17 protein-coding genes are annotated in these 15,691 nt (G+C 43.1%); 8 read left to right on the forward strand and 9 right to left on the reverse strand.

Translation table 11 applies throughout. The features are described from left to right. Nucleotides 1-6 precede the first annotated feature (6 nt). The 6 genes from rsxD (at nt 7) to AC30SF_RS06660 (ending at nt 6,436) form a co-directional block, all read left to right on the forward strand. On the forward strand, nt 7-1,086 hold the full coding sequence (gene rsxD / locus AC30SF_RS06635; RefSeq protein ID WP_489607953.1) for an electron transport complex subunit RsxD: 1,080 nt from the start codon (nt 7-9) through the stop codon (nt 1,084-1,086). Nucleotides 1,087-1,095: 9 nt separating this feature from the next. Next, the gene (rsxG, locus tag AC30SF_RS06640; protein WP_489607954.1) at nt 1,096-1,707 is read left to right on the forward strand and encodes an electron transport complex subunit RsxG; all 612 of its coding nucleotides are present in this window, start codon (nt 1,096-1,098) and stop codon (nt 1,705-1,707) included. After that, a complete protein-coding gene (locus tag AC30SF_RS06645; protein ID WP_489607955.1) occupies nt 1,707-2,423 on the forward strand; it encodes an electron transport complex subunit E in 717 nt (238 codons plus the stop codon). The genes rsxG and AC30SF_RS06645 overlap by 1 nt, the downstream gene beginning before the upstream one ends. A 211-nt stretch (nt 2,424-2,634) precedes the next feature. Next, complete coding sequence (gene nth, locus AC30SF_RS06650) at nt 2,635-3,270, forward strand: endonuclease III (protein ID WP_489607956.1); 636 nt, start codon at nt 2,635-2,637, stop codon at nt 3,268-3,270. A 16-nt stretch (nt 3,271-3,286) separates the two neighbouring features. After that, nucleotides 3,287-4,660: a sodium-dependent transporter gene (locus AC30SF_RS06655; protein ID WP_314116770.1), complete on the forward strand. Its 1,374-nt coding sequence runs from the start codon at nt 3,287-3,289 to the stop codon at nt 4,658-4,660. A 321-nt stretch (nt 4,661-4,981) separates the two neighbouring features. Further along, on the forward strand, nt 4,982-6,436 hold the full coding sequence (locus AC30SF_RS06660; RefSeq protein ID WP_489607957.1) for a glycoside hydrolase family 32 protein: 1,455 nt from the start codon (nt 4,982-4,984) through the stop codon (nt 6,434-6,436). Between the two features lie 14 nt (nt 6,437-6,450). Here the strand turns inward: AC30SF_RS06660 and prmB are convergent, their stop codons facing one another. Then, the gene (gene prmB / locus AC30SF_RS06665) at nt 6,451-7,401 is read right to left on the reverse strand and encodes a 50S ribosomal protein L3 N(5)-glutamine methyltransferase (RefSeq protein WP_489607958.1); all 951 of its coding nucleotides are present in this window, start codon (nt 7,399-7,401) and stop codon (nt 6,451-6,453) included. A gap of 62 nt (nt 7,402-7,463) precedes the next feature. Between prmB and smrB the strand changes: the two genes are divergently transcribed. Beyond that, nucleotides 7,464-7,973 carry an endonuclease SmrB gene (gene smrB, locus AC30SF_RS06670; protein ID WP_314955561.1) on the forward strand — a complete coding sequence of 170 codons (510 nt, stop codon included), beginning with the start codon at nt 7,464-7,466 and terminating at the stop codon, nt 7,971-7,973. Here smrB and yccS read toward each other — a convergent pair. The 4 genes from yccS to AC30SF_RS06690 form a co-directional block, all read right to left on the reverse strand. After that, nucleotides 7,970-10,111, reverse strand: coding sequence for a YccS family putative transporter (yccS, locus tag AC30SF_RS06675; protein ID WP_489607959.1), 2,142 nt, complete (start codon nt 10,109-10,111; stop codon nt 7,970-7,972). The genes smrB and yccS overlap by 4 nt on opposite strands. 15 nt (nt 10,112-10,126) lie before the next feature. Further along, nucleotides 10,127-10,582 (reverse strand): YccF domain-containing protein, encoded by a 456-nt coding sequence (locus tag AC30SF_RS06680; protein WP_311462865.1) that lies wholly within the window; start codon nt 10,580-10,582, stop codon nt 10,127-10,129. Between the two features lie 8 nt (nt 10,583-10,590). Beyond that, entirely contained in the window at nt 10,591-11,049 is a 459-nt protein-coding gene (gene mgsA / locus AC30SF_RS06685; RefSeq protein WP_489607960.1) for a methylglyoxal synthase, read from the reverse strand. Between the two features lie 72 nt (nt 11,050-11,121). Beyond that, nucleotides 11,122-11,787, reverse strand: a complete 666-nt coding sequence (locus AC30SF_RS06690; protein ID WP_489607961.1) for a curli polymerization inhibitor CsgI-related protein — start codon at nt 11,785-11,787, stop codon at nt 11,122-11,124. A 159-nt stretch (nt 11,788-11,946) separates the two neighbouring features. On the opposite strand from AC30SF_RS06690, the gene AC30SF_RS06695 reads away from it, so the two are divergent. Next, a complete protein-coding gene (locus tag AC30SF_RS06695; RefSeq protein WP_489607962.1) occupies nt 11,947-12,219 on the forward strand; it encodes an acylphosphatase in 273 nt (90 codons plus the stop codon). On the opposite strand, the gene AC30SF_RS06700 is transcribed toward AC30SF_RS06695, so the two are convergent. From AC30SF_RS06700 to afeA, 4 genes are read right to left on the reverse strand one after another with little or no spacing between them, the layout of a single operon-like run. Then, a complete protein-coding gene (locus AC30SF_RS06700; RefSeq protein WP_489607963.1) occupies nt 12,194-13,042 on the reverse strand; it encodes a metal ABC transporter permease in 849 nt (282 codons plus the stop codon). The genes AC30SF_RS06695 and AC30SF_RS06700 overlap by 26 nt on opposite strands. Then, nucleotides 13,039-13,896: an iron ABC transporter permease subunit AfeC gene (gene afeC / locus AC30SF_RS06705; protein WP_209364529.1), complete on the reverse strand. Its 858-nt coding sequence runs from the start codon at nt 13,894-13,896 to the stop codon at nt 13,039-13,041. Before afeC ends, AC30SF_RS06700 begins: the two co-directional genes overlap by 4 nt. Next, on the reverse strand, nt 13,890-14,786 hold the full coding sequence (gene afeB / locus AC30SF_RS06710; protein ID WP_290521534.1) for an ironABC transporter ATP-binding protein AfeB: 897 nt from the start codon (nt 14,784-14,786) through the stop codon (nt 13,890-13,892). Before afeB ends, afeC begins: the two co-directional genes overlap by 7 nt. Further along, a complete protein-coding gene (gene afeA, locus AC30SF_RS06715) occupies nt 14,786-15,667 on the reverse strand; it encodes an iron ABC transporter substrate-binding protein AfeA (RefSeq protein ID WP_021616593.1) in 882 nt (293 codons plus the stop codon). The genes afeB and afeA overlap by 1 nt, the downstream gene beginning before the upstream one ends. Between the last annotated feature and the right edge of the window lie 24 nt (nt 15,668-15,691).

Here is a 15,691-nt window from a genome sequence, read left to right on the forward strand (position 1 = left end):
TAACCCATGTTTAAGATGATAAGTTCACCCCATACTCATTCGGGAAAACTCACCATGCGAATTATGCTTTGGGTGATGTTAGCCATGCTGCCGGCGATTGCATTACAAGTGCATTACTTCGGCGTTGGCGTGCTGATTCAAGCCGCCTTGGCAATCAGTTTTGCTTTGTTGCTCGAATTGTTGGTGACTTTTTTGCGCAAACAACCGACCTTGAGTTACCTTTCCGATTTGAGTGTAATTTTGACCGCACTGATTCTTGCAGTGGCGATTCCGCCTTATGCGCCTTATTGGATTATTCTTATTGGCACATTTTGTGCGGTGATTTTGGGCAAGCACGTTTATGGCGGATTAGGGCAAAATCCCTTTAACCCAGCCATGGTGGGGTATGTGGTATTGTTGACCTCATTCCCATTGCAAATGACGACTTGGATGCCGACGATTCAACTTCTGCCGGAACCGCCGACCTTTGCCGATGCCTTACAATTGATTTTTCATGGTTTAACTACCGATGGTTTTAGCTTACACCAATTAACCGCCTCTATTGACGGCATGACACAAGCCACGCCATTGGATACCACGAAATTGTTTTATGCCACACAGGCTTCCGATCGCAATATCAGTGCAGTTTATGCCGACTTAGTGAAATTACCGATATTTACCCAAAACGGTTGGGATTTTGCGCAAGGTTGGTGGCAAATCAATTTCGCCTTTTTATTGGGTGGAATTTTCTTAATCCTGAAAAAAGCCATTCACTGGCACATTCCCGTGGCAATGTTAAGTAGCTTTACCCTTTTGAGTCTGTTAACCGAACTCTTCTCAACGAGTGGCCACTTAAGCACAGCAAGCCAACTCTTCAGCGGTGCCATGATGTTCGGCGCATTCTTTATCGCCACTGATCCGGTTACGGCTTCGATTACGCCGAAAGGCAAATTAGTATTTGGTGCATTGGTGGGATTATTCGTTTATTTAATTCGGTTTTATGGCAACTACCCTGACGGCGTGGCATTTGCCGTCTTGCTCAGCAACATTTGCGTGCCGTTAATCGATCATTACACCCGTCCACGGGTCGCCGGTCATCGCGGATAAGGAGACATCATGCAAGCAATCAAAATTACCTCCAAATACGGCGTGTTATTGGCTTTTGTGGCATTTTGTTGCACAGCAATTTCGAGCGGCGTTTATTTTCTCACGAAAGATAAAATCGATCAGGCAATGCAAGCGCAACAGCGGGCGTTATTATTACAAGTGATTCCACAGGATTATTTTACGAATGATTTAACGCAAGATTGCTACACGCCGAAAAACCACGCTTTACAAAACGTGGATATTCAGAAAATCTGTATGGCAAAAAAAGACGGCAAGATTACCGCTTATGCCTTTGAAAGTGTGGCACATGACGGTTATTCCGGTGACATTCGTATTTTAGTCGGCATGAAACCGAACGGCGAAGTGCTTGGAGTGCGCATTACAGAACATCATGAAACGCCGGGCTTAGGCGATAAAATCGAAACGCGTATTTCCAATTGGATTTTGAGCTTTGCTCATCAAGTCATCAGCCAAGAGAAAGCGGCAGAATGGGCAGTCAAAAAAGACGGCGGTAAATTCGATCAATTCGCCGGAGCGACAATCACGCCGCGCGCTGTGGTCAATCAAGTAAAACGGGCTGCACTTGCCATGTTGGATAACTTGCCGAAAGAGAAAGAATAATGGATAAACGAGATGAAATAACTGAAACGTCGGCAGAAAGCCAATCTGTCGAAAATAAAAGTGCGGTGACCATTTCAAATGAAAAAAGCATTTGGAAAACCATTTTCGTTCAAGGTATTTGGACGAATAACTCCACGGTGGTGCAATTGCTGGGATTGTGTCCGCTACTTGCTGTGTCCAATACGGCAACGAATGCCCTGGGTTTGGGGTTAGCCACCATGCTGGTACTCACCTGTACCAATACGGTCATATCGATTTTTCGTCAACATATTCCCAACGAAATTCGGATTCCGATTTACGTCATGATCATTGCCACGACGGTTACTGTGGTGCAGTTACTGATGAATGCTTATACTTACCCGCTTTACCAATCACTCGGTATTTTTATTCCGCTGATTGTGACCAACTGTATTGTGATCGGGCGGGCGGAAGCCTTTGCCTCAAAGAACAGCATCGCCCATTCTGCCTTTGATGGTTTTTCCATGGGGTTAGGGATGTTATGTGGCTTGGTCGCATTAGGTGGTCTACGTGAAGCTATCGGCAACGGTACGTTATTTGACGGCATCGAAAATTTATTGGGCAACTGGGCAACATTCATGCGCATTGAATTTTTCCATAGCGACAGTAATCTGCTACTGGCAATTTTGCCCCCCGGTGCATTTATCGGTTTAGCGTTGCTATTAGCGTTAAAAAATATCATAGATACAAAAAAGTAGTTTAAAAATAAATAATGCTCAGATAATTCGTCCCCATCTAATTTGCCTGAGCGACTGAGAATTTTTAGGAAAATTTAGCTTGTTTGAGCAACCTAGTTGCGAGTTCTAAATTTTCCGTAAAGAAAATTCTCACCAAGCTCAGACAAGCAAATTAGCTTGGGGTGTGTTTTTTGCTACTTTTTTGCACAAGCAAAAAAGTAGAAGGAAAAGTATGAATAAAGAAAAAAGAATTGAAATTCTAAAACGTCTGCGTGCTGCCAATCCGCACCCAACCACGGAACTGAATTTTAGCTCGCCCTTTGAATTATTAATTGCCGTGATTTTGTCAGCACAAGCCACTGACAAAGGGGTAAATAAAGCGACAGATAAACTCTTTCCTGTCGCCAACACGCCGCAGGCAATTTTGGCGTTGGGCGTGGAGGGCTTGAAGGAATACATCAAAACGATTGGTCTATTTAATAGCAAAGCAGAAAATATCATCAAAACCTGCCGTGATTTAATTGAAAAACACCACGGTGAAGTGCCTGAAGATCGCGAAGCGTTAGAAGCCCTTGCCGGCGTAGGAAGAAAAACGGCCAATGTGGTATTAAATACTGCATTTGGACATCCGACTATCGCCGTGGATACCCATATTTTTCGCGTCTGTAACCGTACCGGCTTTGCGCCCGGCAAAGATGTGGTGAAAGTCGAAGAAAAATTGATAAAAGTGGTTCCTGCCGAATTTAAGGTGGATGTACACCACTGGTTAATTTTGCATGGACGATATACTTGCGTGGCGCGCAAACCTCGCTGCGGTGCGTGCATCATTGAAGATTTGTGCGAATATAAAAATAAAACAGAATATTAAAAATACAGGAAAACTTATGACAACACCAAAATCAGAACGACAAACCTGGTCCAGTCGTTTAACTTATGTACTTACCGTTGCCGGCGCAACTGTCGGTTTTGGCGCAACATGGCGCTTTCCCTATTTGGTAGGAGAAAACGGTGGCGGTGCCTATGTATTGCTATTTTGCATTGCGATGATTGTCATTGGTATTCCAATGATTTTAGTAGAAAACGTGATTGGTCGTCGTTTACGGGTCAACTCCATTGATGCCTTTGGCGATAAGATTTTAGATAAAGGCAAAGGGATTTCAAAATATTGGAAACTGCTTGGCTATATGGGGCTTCTCGGTGCGTTCGGGATCATGGCGTATTACATGGTACTTGGCGGTTGGGTGATTACCTATATCATTAATCTCATCAGTGGTACGCTTGATATTTCTACGCCCATCACCAAAGATGTCGCAAAAGATTTCTACGATTTACACATCAGTAACAGCCCGGTTGAAATCATTATTTACACTGCACTTTTTGTATTCGTGAATTACATTATTTTGGCAAAAGGCATTATCGGCGGCATTGAGCGCTCCGTGAAATACTTAATGCCATTGCTGTTTATTTTCTTGATTGGCATGGTTATTCGTAATATTACCTTGCCGGGGGCAATGGAAGGTATCACCTTTTACCTCAAACCGGATTTTTCTAAAATCACCCCCAAATTATTTGTGTTCGTGTTGGGACAAGTTTTCTTCGCATTAAGCTTAGGTTTCGGTGTGTTAATCACCCTTTCCAGCTACTTAAATAAAGAAGAAAATTTAATCCAAACGGCGGTAATCACCGGTTTTACTAACACCATTATTGCCGTGTTAGCCGGCTTTATGATTTTCCCGTCCTTGTTTACCTTTGGCATTGAGCCGAATGCCGGCCCAACATTGGTATTCCAAAGTTTGCCAATCGTATTCTCCCATTTATGGGCAGGTAAATTCTTTGCAATTATCTTCTTTGGCTTATTGCTTATCGCTGCTTTAACGACATCTATCACCATTTACGAAGTGATCATCACGGCCTTGCAAGAAAAACTCAGAATGCGCCGTAGCAAAGCCATTATTCTAACGCTCAGCGGAATTTTTCTCTTGGGCAACGTGCCGTCTATTTTAGGGGATAATCTTTGGAAAGACGTCACCTTCTTCGGCAAAAGCATTTTCGATGCCTTTGATTTCGTCAGTGGTAATATCCTGTTTATGCTTACCGCACTTGGTTGCGCGCTTTTCGTGGGTTTTGTGTTAAAAGACGAAGCGAAAAAAGAACTGTCTCCAACGCCGGATTCTACTTTTACCAAACTTTGGTTTAACTATGTGAAATTTGTCGTGCCATTTATTATTTTGGTCATTTTTATCAGCAATTTACTTTAAGTGAGATCAAAGTCTGCTCAACACCGAGCAGGCTTTGTTTTATGAGCATAAATGCAATAGAGCCCCATGATGATCACGGTTTATTAAGCAAAAAAAAGTGCCTCACAGAGGCACTACTCGGAAAGCAAAATATGTTTGGCTATTTTTATAGCACTTGTTTTTATAGGGTTAAGCATACTCAACGCCACCTAACAACGCAAACGCTTATTTACAAATTTGTGAACTAACTCACGCTTTTAAATAATTTATTTTCACCAAACAGCGTCGCGTGATATTTAGCTTTCTCACGATTAGCCTCCCCCATCCAAACGGAGAAACCCCATGCAGATTTTTAACAACGGTAAATACAAAAGCATCCTTGCGGCAGAATCCGGTGAGCTTGCAGAAATTGCGCAAACCGTGAAAAAAGATAAGGATTTTCGACCGCACTTTCATATTGCACCACCCACTGGGCTGATGAACGATCCGAACGGTCTCATCTTTGATGGAGATAAATATCACCTTTTTTATCAATGGTTCCCTTTTGATGCCATGCACGGCATGAAACACTGGAAGCATTTAATCACCAAAGATTTCCAACATTATCAATCTGCTGACGATCTTATTCCTTGTGAGCTTTTTGAATCTCACGGCTGTTATTCCGGTGGTGCATTAAAAGTCGGTGATAAATTAGCCATGTTTTATACCGGTAACACCCGTCGCCCAAGCGATAATCAGCGTATCCCGTTCCAAAATTTAGCCATTTTCGATCTTGATGGAAAATTGCTCAGCAAGCGTCCGTTAATTGAAAATGCGCCTGAAGGCTATACGGAACACGTTCGCGATCCGAAACCTTATTTCACTGAAAACGGTAAAATCCGTTTTATCTGTGGTGCACAACGGGAAAACCTCACCGGTACGGCGATTATTTTTGAAATGGACGATCTTGAAGATACGCCGCGTTTGCTGGGAGAGCTTTCCTTGCCAGCGTTTGATAATACCAATGTGTTTATGTGGGAATGCCCTGATTTGTTGAAACTGGGCGATAAAGATGTGTTTATTTGGTCGCCACAAGGCAAAGATCGCGAAGCGCATCAATTCCAAAATAATTACCATGCGACTTATGCCGTGGGAAAATTAACGGAGTTAACCTTTGAAGCAGACTATATCGATGAATTAGATCAAGGCTTTGATTTCTATGCGCCGCAAACTTTTGCCGGTTTAGACAATAAAACCCAAGCCGTACTTTTCGGTTGGATCGGCTTACCGGACTTAACCTATCCAACGGACAAATTCAAATGGCATTCTGCTTTAACCTTGCCGCGAGAATTACGCTTAGAAGGCACTAAAATCTATCAACGCCCGATTGCAAAAACCTATGAAAATCTGACCGCACTTTCAACGCTTCATCTTAATGGAAACGCTGAAATTGCCGATTTAGATCGGGCTTATGTAAAATTTGAAGTCCATAATCAAGCCTTTGATTTGACGTTTTTCCAAAACGAACAAGGGCAATCCTTGCGTCTTTCTTATGAAAACGGCTTGGTTTGCTTAGATCGCAGCCAAAGCGAGCAAACCGAACTCATGGAAACATTCGGCAGTAAGCGTTTTTGTGAAATCGAGAATCTGCAAACCGTAGAAATATTCTTTGATCGTTCTATTGTGGAAATTTTCTTTAATCATGGTGAAAAAGCCATGACATCAAGATTTTTCATTGAAAACAGAAAAAATACTATGACCGGTAGTCGCCCATTGGATTTAATGGTGGGCTATTTGCCGGTCATTCATTTTATTTAAAGGAAATCAGCGCCTTAAGCAAATGCCGCTTGGTGTTCAAGCAATTGCGCTTTGGTTAAGGCGAATACGCCCACGCCGCCATTGGCAAGTTCAAGCCAGTTGAATGGCACTTGTGGGAATTGTTCAATTAAATGCACCATGCTGTTACCCACTTCGCAGACTAATACGCCATCGTCCGCTAAGTAATTCGGCGCTAGGCGCAGGATTTCTTTGGTGATAGTTAACCCATCATTGCCGGAGCCGAGAGCCATTTCCGGTTCGTAGTGAAATTCCTCCGGCATATCGGAGAGATCCTCCACATCCACATAAGGCGGATTGGTGACAATGAGATCATATTGTTCTTCCAATAAACGGGAGAATAAATCCGACTGAATCGGGAAGACACGGTGAGTTAAGTTGTAGCGTTCGATGTTGATCTCGGCAACATTTAACGCATCAAAAGAGAGGTCAACAGCATCCACATCTGCGTTAGGGAAGCGCTCCGCACAGGCGATGGCAATACAGCCGCTGCCGGTACACATGTCTAAAATGCGTTGCGGCTCACGCGTTAATAAGCCGGCGAATCCTTGTTGAATCAAGGCGCTGATAGGAGAGCGTGGAACGATCACGCGTTCATCCACATAAAACTCTAGGCCGCAGAACCAAGCACGGTGAATTAAGTAAGCGACAGGAATGCGTTTTTCAATACGGATGATGACCAAACGGATGATTTCAAGCTTTTCTGCCGTCGTGAGTCGAGCGTCATACAATTCACTTGGGAAATCCGGTGGTAAGTGCAAGGTGGCTAAAACTAATTGTTGTGCTTCATCCCAAGCATTGTCATAGCCGTGTCCATAGTAAATATCGGCACGATTGAATATGCTGTAGCACCAACGTAGGAAATCTTTGATCGTGTGCAGTTCTTCTTGTACGTTGGCGGAATAAATATCGTCAATAAGTTCCTGATTAAAGGTGATTGGGTTCATGATTTGCTCGTATCAATGTTAAAATTGCGCGTAGTTATACCATATTTGAGATAGGAAACGAAATGTTAGATGAGGAAGCCATTTCCCTGTTTCGCGCCGAAATGAAAGGCGTGAAACCGTTAAAACAGGATACCGTTGTGGTGACGACAGGTTCGCATAGAAAGAAAGCACAAGAGGCAATAAAGGAACAACGTGAACAACAAGATACGTTATTTTATTTTTCTGATGAATATGAGCCGTTGTTAGATGAGGAAAGTGCGGTCAAATATTTGCGTGAAAATGAAGATTCGTATTTATTGAAGCAATTACGCCGCGGTGATTTTTCACCGGAGATTTTTTTGGATTTGCACGGTTTAACGCGTGAACAGGCGAAATTAGAGCTGGCGGCATTAATTCAAACCTGCGAGAAAGAGCATCTTTATTGCGCCAGTATCATGACAGGTTACGGCACTTATACGTTAAAACGTCAGATTCCCCGTTGGCTAGTGCAACACCCGAAAGTGCGAGCATTGCACCAAGCCCCAAAGGAATGGGGCGGTGAGGCAGCCATTTTGATCCTGATTGATGTTTAACAACATTTATGAACGGCATGGTAAAGCGGCGGTAAAATTTGGTTGATCATACTAAGTTGCTGCATTGGAATGTGTCCTTGCAGCTGTGCCGCTTTATGATTTTTTTCTAAATGGCTTTGTGCCTGTTTCAAACTCACTTCAATGTTATTTTGTAATTTCTCGAAAACCATCGGTGTAAGTTGTTCAATATGCTCTAAAATGTAAATAATTTTCTTCGCTGCCGGATAAAATTCCGCCAAGAAAAAAGTGCTTTGCTGCATTTGTTTCATTTTACTGCGGTAAGCTCCTAGCGTAGAAATGTAACTCAGCAGAGAATAGTTAATTTTTAAAAGCTCAAATCCTGCCTGCAAATACGCCTGATATTTTTTCGGCTCATGGTTCATGTTGGAAATGGTGGCGCTTAATGCCGAAGCATATTCATGGGCATAGCGGCGGGCAATGCGGTATTTCAAGTTATCGCCTTTGCCAAACTGTAATTGACTGATGATATACAACAAATATTTCGCATCGCTTTTGATTGCCTGACGGCTGACTTTATCCAACTGCAAATACTTCCAATCCGGCCATAAGTAAGATACGGCAAACCAAGAAATGGTCGCCCCGATCAGGGTGTCAATGACGCGAGAATAAAGCGCTTGTTCCACATTAAAGCCCATCACATCGAAGCTGAAAATCACCTGTAAGGTAATGAAGAAGGTGGAAAAGCTGTAATTATTGGTGCGGAAAAAGAAAAATAGCGTGCTAGTCAGCACGATTAAACCTAATTGTAATTCCAGTGTCGGATTCGCATAGGGCAGAAGCGATGCCAGAATGACACCAAGAATGGTGCCGACAATTCGTTGTTTTAGTCGCAGTTTAGTCGCCGTGTAGTTGGGCTGGCAGACAAAAACAGCGGTTAGTAAAACCCAATACGCCCGATCTAAGGGCAAAAATTCGCCGATGGTGCAGCAAATGAACACGACAATCGACAAACGTACCGCATGGCGAAAGAGTTGCGAATTGAAATTAAAGTGGCTACGCAGGGCAAGCAGGATATTTTTAAAGCCGGTAATTTGTTCCGTATAAATTTGAGCCGTATCGGTTTGTTCCAACTCATTCACTTCTTGATCGATATGGCGTAATTGATAGTCAACGCTTTTTAAATTATCCAGTAAGGTTTGGAGATTAATGAGGTTTTCGGTTTCTTCAATATGGCTATTACTATAAAGCTCAAACGATTGATTTAATCCGTTAATGGCTTTTTCTAAACGCAGATCATAGCGGTAGGTTTTATTTTGTTGCAAACTTAGCGCAATATCACGGCACGCTTGGGCTTGGAGTTCCAGTAAGCGTTGAATGCGAAAAATTAAATCGGTATTTTTCAGATGTTCCGCAAGGGTTTGGTAGTCAAAATGATTGGAACTAATGCGCTCATGAATATCTTGCGCCGAAAAATAATAACGAATCATTTTGGTTGTGCGACTGTGGCGGTGTTGTCCTCGGATACGATAAAACAGCGCCGTTCTCGTCTCATTAAACGCATTTATCAGTTCACTATTTTTCATTGCCATGGCGATATGCTTATTTTCAATTTGCTCAATATCGTCAGGATCAAAAAAGGTGGCTTTCGCATCAAGGTAATTAGCTAGCGCAATAAACGATTTTGCAACGCTTTCCTGTACAGGGCGATTCGGAAAAAATAAATGCACGCATAATGTGGTGATACTGTAAAGCAAGGTGCCGCAAAGAATCATCAGTGGGTTCATATACCACACGGTTTCCGGCAAATAAGTCAGTGTGGTGTATAGCGCCACAACCAGCGTACCGAACGCGATGGTGCTATAACGTTGCCCGATTGCCCCAATCATCGTGAAAACAAAGGTCATCGCCGTCATCAGCACCATAAATTGAAAATTATGGTTGATGCTCAGTTGCACACTGATGGTAGAAACAGAAAATGCGAGCAGCGTATAAAGCACATTTTTGATTCGGCCGGTTAATCGGTTATCTAAATCCACCAAACCGCCGGCAATAATGCCCAAGACCAAGGGCATACTTTGCTCGGAAATATCAAAATACCAAATGGCAATCACCGCCAAATTGACGGCAATAAAAATCGGAATGGAGGCAATCACTTTTGCATTAAACCAGTGATTCATGCGAAATCCTTAAGACTACTTATAAAAACGATCATATTGAGTTGCGTGTTGTTGACGAATCAAATCCACCATTGCTTTAGGAACAACCCGTTGCCCAACCGGAAATAACGCAATTCTGGCGATATGAAAATTTGCCAAGCCGGTTGGAATACCGATGATGGTTAGGCATTGCGAAATGCCACAAAAAACATGAGCAAGAAACAACCACCAACCGAAAAGGATAAACCAGACGACATTGAGCACCGATCCGAGAGAATTTCCCACCGCACTTTTGGGTTCCAAATACTTCACATGAATTAAATCGTTGCCGAAGGGAACCAATGACATTTTACAAATTTCCCAACAGCTACGCGTATAAGGCAATGTGACGATCAACACGGCACTCATGAGGGTGGCGAATAGCCACCCTAACGTTGTTGCGAAGCCGCCAAGGACAAAATTGAGAATATTGAGAATCAGGCTTAAATTCATAACAATGTCTACTTTAAGCGTTCGTTTAAATAACCTTGATAGTCAGGAATACGAATATCGCAGGTATCGTTAAAGAGTGGTGAAGAAACCAGAAAATCGGCACTTGCCATATTCATTGCAACAGGAATATTCCAAACGGTGGCAATACGCATTAACGCCTTCACATCGGGATCATGCGGTACGGCATTCATTGGATCCCAGAAGAAAATCATTAAGTCAATTTTATTTTCAGCGATTAAGCCACCAAGTTGTTGATCGCCGCCCATTGGGCCGCTAAGCAAGCTATTGACGGTCAAACCGGTTTCACGATGAATGAGACTCCCTGTGGTGCCGGTACCATACAGGGTATGATGGGCTAATAAAGTGCGGTGTGTTTTACACCAGTTTATCAAATCCGCTTTACAGTGGTCATGCGCCACTAAGGCAATGTGTTTATTCGCCGACAATGTGCGATAGGTTGTTTTCATAAGTGCTCCTAAATAAAAAGTGAGCGAACAAGCTCACTTTTCGGACATAAATGAATGCGAAGAAATCACCGATTATTTTTGTTTTTTCGCCCAATCAATAAAACGTGCTTGGGTATCTTTATCGGCTTGTTGATACCAATATTGCAACATTTGTTCTGCCACATTTTCACCTTGTAATGTTACCTTGCCTTTGTTGACTTTACCGGCTGCGGCAGTGCCACCAACAGCCACTGCGACTGGTGCTGTACCGGCAAAGGCCGCCACCGCAGCAGGCGCGCCAGAGGCGTTATATTCACTTAAGTCTTTGATTAAGCTCACTGAAGGGAAGAAACCTTCTTGTTTTAAATATTCTTGCTGATTCGCAACGTCTCTTCCGGATGGCGTTTTTACGCTGATGATCGGGGCATGTTTAAATGCATTTACATCACGTTCATTTTGTAAACGAGGCGCAGAAATAACGATATCATCAGGGGTTCCCTGAAATGCCACAACGATCGGATCAGACTCAAACAAAACACGATCAGAACCGCTTTGAATAATTTCGGATACCCGCACGACCACTTGGTGTTTTTGTGTATCATTCACGTTAAATGCATGATTCTCTTTTAACATGGATTTAGCCGGTTTTTGACCATCAATGGCTAAAAAATCAATATTCGATGAACCGGTGACTACGCCGGCAAAGCTCGCCGTACTGGCTAAAAATGTTGCAGCTAATGCAGCGAAACGAAATTTCATATTTACTCCTGTTTTGAAGGGCATTCATTAAAATTAGATGACACTCTATAAAATAAAGCGTAGTTTGTATGCTATGCCAAATTAGCGAAAAATGAAAATAAAAAATACGTGTTAGGCGTGAGTTTTTGTATTTTTTCGCACATTTTAAGGAAAAAGCTGATGCTCAAAAAACGCTTTCGTATTTACGGCCATGTACAAGGTGTTGGGTTTCGTTATTTTACTTGGCAATATGCGCTGAAAATCGGCGTAACGGGATTTGTGCGTAATCTTGCCGACGGTTCTGTGGAAGTTATCGCCGCCGGTTCAGAAAGTCAAATTGACGCATTAGATGCTTGGTTACAACATGGTCCTCGTACTGCCATCGTGGACAATGTATTTGTAGAAGATTATCTTGGCGAAAAAGAATTTACGGCGTTTCAAGTGCTACACTGAAACGCAGTTTGATTTTGCTATAAATAAGTGCGGTCAAAAACACGGCTGCTTGTAGCAAAATAATGCAAGGGCCGGTCGCACCGTCAATGTGATAGCTGATAATTGTGCCAAAGAGACTGGTACTGATCGAGGTTACCAAAGCAATGGCGATCATATGATCAAAGCGCTTGCTTAAAATAAATGCCGTAATGCCCGGGGAAATAAGCATCGCAACGACCAAGATCACGCCTACCACTTGCATGGCGCTAACAATCGTTAAGGCAAGGAGAATCAGCAAGCTGTAATGCAAAAGTCGAGGCGATAAGCCTACAATTTTGGCTTGCGTAGCATCAAAACAATAAAGTAGAAAATCTTTCCGACGCAAAAAAATGACGAAAAAAACGACCGCACTTATGACAAGCGTTTGTAGCATTTCCGCATTGCTCACACCAAGCAAGTTCCCAAATAAAATATGGGTTAAATGTTGATCCGTTTCAATTTTGCTAAACAGGACAATCCCAAGCGCAAACATTCCTGAAAAGACAATCCCCATGGCGGTATCTTCTTTGATGCGGCTATTTTCTTTTAAATATCCCACACAGACAGAACAGAGCAATCCTGCGACAAAGGCACCGATGGTTAAAGGCAAACTCAACCAGAAAGCCACCACAATGCCCGGCAGAACAGCATGAGATATTGCATCTCCCATCAACGACCAGCCTTTCAACACTAAATAGCAAGATAACATGGCGCAAATAATGGAGACTAATAACGCCGTGATTAATGCGTTTTGCATAAATGGATAGGCGAAAGGCTCGGTGAACCATTGATAAATAGCATTCATTGTTGCACCTCTTCTTTCGTGATTGGTTTACGCTGGCGGATTAAGCCGTATTTTGGCGAAAAAATAAAAGCCAGCAGGAAAAGTGCGGTCTGAATACACACAATAACACCGCCTGTTGCGCCATCCAAGAAATAGCTGATATAAACGCCAATCGCGCTGGAAAGAATGCCTAGGATAACGGCAATCATGGCAAGGGTTTTAAAGCGATCAGTAAGCAAATAAGCGGTGGCACCCGGTGTGATCACCATGGCGATAACTAAAATCGCACCGACGGTTTGTAATGCGGCGACGACACAAGCGCTGAGTAACGTAAAAAACAGCACTTTGTAATAAATTGGGCTGAGCCCTACCGAGGTCGCATGGACTTCATCAAAGAAAATTAATAACAGATCTTTCCAAAAAATAAGCAATAAAATCAGACTAATGCCGATGATGATTGCCACTTGAAGAATATCTTCGTCTGCAATACCTAGGATGTTACCTAACACAATATCTTGCACATTGACGGAGGTTGGGTTGAGGGAAATGATCAACAAACCGAGCGCAAAAAAAGTGGTAAAAATGAAACCGATAACCGCATCTTCCCGCAGTTTGGTAATGGATTTCACCCATAAAATAGACACGGCGGCTAAGATACCGGAAAAGAAAGCGCCGAGTGCATAAGGCAGGGAAAGCGCATAAGCGATGGCAACACCGGGAACAACCGAGTGGGAAAGGGCATCCCCAATGAGAGACCAACCTTTTAGCATTAAATAAGCTGATAAGAAAGCACAAACGCCACCGACGGCAGAACTGAGCAAGATGGCTTTCACCATATAATCATAGGAAAAAGGTTCCAGTAAAAGATCTAACATGAGGATTTTTCCTCTGATTTGCAGTGTTTCACAATTGGCGCCGGTGGATCGACTTTAGTTTTTCCATAGAACACTGCCGCGCGCTCATCATCGGTAAGGACGGTAACAGCACGTGGATCTTCATCATCGTGCAAATCTGAACCAAGTAACTTAATGTGGCGCAATACGCCACCAAAGACCAATTCTAAGTTATGTTGATTGAACGTGGTTTCTGTTGAACCGGCGGCGATGACCGTACGATTAATCATCACCACCTGATCGCAAAAATCCGGTACGGAACCGAGGTTATGCGTGGAGACCAAAATAAGATGCCCTTCGTTGCGTAATTGCCCAAGTAAATCAACGATGGCATTTTCGGTTTGCACGTCCACGCCGGTGAAAGGTTCGTCTAATAAAATAATCTTACTTTGTTGAGCAAGTGCGCGAGCGAGGAATACGCGCTTTTTCTGCCCACCGGAAAGCTCACCAATTTGACGATGGGCAAGGTGCTCAATGTTCACCCGTTGCATGGCTTCTTGCACTTTTTGCTTATCGGTTTCACTGGGGCGGCGTAGAAAATTCATGTAACCGTAACGTCCCATCAGCACCACATCATAAACAGACACCGGGAATTGCCAGTCCACTTCTTCCGCCTGTGGCACATAAGAGACCAGATTTTGTTTTAATGCCTGTTTAATTGGCAAATGACACAACGTAATATTGCCTCGTTGTGGATGAATTAATCCCATGAGACTTTTAAACAAGGTCGATTTTCCGCTACCATTGACGCCCACGAGAGCACAGGTGGTGCCTCCTTCCAAGTGAAAGGAGACATTATGGATGGCGGTATGGCCGTTGTTATAGCGGACTGTAACGTCTTCAACACAAATCGAGGCAATATTCGATGACATTATTTTTCAAATCCTTTTACGATAGTGGACACGGTGGTATTTAACAAATCGACATAAGTCGGCACCGGGCCATTTTTATTGGAAAGCGAATCTACATAAAGCACACCACCGTATTTCGCGCCACTTTCTTTTGCCACTTGTTTTGCCGGTTTCGGTGAAATGGTACTTTCACTGAAAACGACCGGAATCTTATTGGCTTTTACGGTTTCAATCACTTTGCGAACCTGTTGTGGTGTACCTTGTTGTTCGGCGTTAATCGGCCATAAGTAGGCTTCTTTAAAACCATAGTCACGAGTGAGATAGCTGAAAGCGCCTTCACTGGTGACCAACCAACGTTGCGCTTCCGGCACTTGTGCTAATTTTTCGCGAAGCGGTTTATCCAACGCTTTGATTTTTTGTGCATAAAGTGCGGCGTTTTTTTCATACGTTTCTTTATTTTGTGGATCGTATTTCACCAACGCATTTTTAATGTTCTCAATATAAATCAAGGCATTGGAAGGAGACATCCAAGCGTGCGGATTTGGGTTGCCGGTATAAGGACCTTCATTAATAGACATTGGCTCGATACCCTCAGTCACAACAACCGCCGGTTTATCTTTCACGTTTTGGAAGAATTTTTCAAACCAACGCTCAAGGTTTAAACCGTTCCATAAGACTAAATCGGCAGATTGTGCTTTTACGATGTCTTTTGGGGTCGGCTCATAATCGTGAATTTCTGCTCCCGGTTTGGTGATTGATTCCACGGTAGCCGCATCACCGGCGATGTTTTGCGCCATGTCTTGAATGATGGTGAAGGTGGTCACTACTTTAAATTTTGCATAAGCAAAGCTGCTGCCTAAACTTAATGCAAGCACACTGATTAATGTCGCGAATAAACGCATGTTTTTCTCCTTTGAAAAGTATTA

It is taken from the genome of Aggregatibacter valvarum (genome assembly GCF_980468985.1).

Excerpts from the sequence above, each read along its gene's own strand:
- rsxD (WP_489607953.1), top strand. The coding sequence starts at position 7 with ATGTTTAAGATGATAAGTTCACCCCATACTCATTCGGGAAAACTCACC.
- rsxG (WP_489607954.1), top strand. The coding sequence starts at position 1,096 with ATGCAAGCAATCAAAATTACCTCCAAATACGGCGTGTTATTGGCTTTT.
- AC30SF_RS06645 (WP_489607955.1), top strand. The coding sequence starts at position 1,707 with ATGGATAAACGAGATGAAATAACTGAAACGTCGGCAGAAAGCCAATCT.
- nth (WP_489607956.1), top strand. The coding sequence starts at position 2,635 with ATGAATAAAGAAAAAAGAATTGAAATTCTAAAACGTCTGCGTGCTGCC.
- AC30SF_RS06655 (WP_314116770.1), top strand. The coding sequence starts at position 3,287 with ATGACAACACCAAAATCAGAACGACAAACCTGGTCCAGTCGTTTAACT.
- AC30SF_RS06660 (WP_489607957.1), top strand. The coding sequence starts at position 4,982 with ATGCAGATTTTTAACAACGGTAAATACAAAAGCATCCTTGCGGCAGAA.
- prmB (WP_489607958.1), bottom strand. The coding sequence starts at position 7,401 with ATGAACCCAATCACCTTTAATCAGGAACTTATTGACGATATTTATTCC.
- smrB (WP_314955561.1), top strand. The coding sequence starts at position 7,464 with ATGTTAGATGAGGAAGCCATTTCCCTGTTTCGCGCCGAAATGAAAGGC.
- yccS (WP_489607959.1), bottom strand. The coding sequence starts at position 10,111 with ATGAATCACTGGTTTAATGCAAAAGTGATTGCCTCCATTCCGATTTTT.
- AC30SF_RS06680 (WP_311462865.1), bottom strand. The coding sequence starts at position 10,582 with ATGAATTTAAGCCTGATTCTCAATATTCTCAATTTTGTCCTTGGCGGC.
- mgsA (WP_489607960.1), bottom strand. The coding sequence starts at position 11,049 with ATGAAAACAACCTATCGCACATTGTCGGCGAATAAACACATTGCCTTA.
- AC30SF_RS06690 (WP_489607961.1), bottom strand. The coding sequence starts at position 11,787 with ATGAAATTTCGTTTCGCTGCATTAGCTGCAACATTTTTAGCCAGTACG.
- AC30SF_RS06695 (WP_489607962.1), top strand. The coding sequence starts at position 11,947 with ATGCTCAAAAAACGCTTTCGTATTTACGGCCATGTACAAGGTGTTGGG.
- AC30SF_RS06700 (WP_489607963.1), bottom strand. The coding sequence starts at position 13,042 with ATGAATGCTATTTATCAATGGTTCACCGAGCCTTTCGCCTATCCATTT.
- afeC (WP_209364529.1), bottom strand. The coding sequence starts at position 13,896 with ATGTTAGATCTTTTACTGGAACCTTTTTCCTATGATTATATGGTGAAA.
- afeB (WP_290521534.1), bottom strand. The coding sequence starts at position 14,786 with ATGTCATCGAATATTGCCTCGATTTGTGTTGAAGACGTTACAGTCCGC.
- afeA (WP_021616593.1), bottom strand. The coding sequence starts at position 15,667 with ATGCGTTTATTCGCGACATTAATCAGTGTGCTTGCATTAAGTTTAGGC.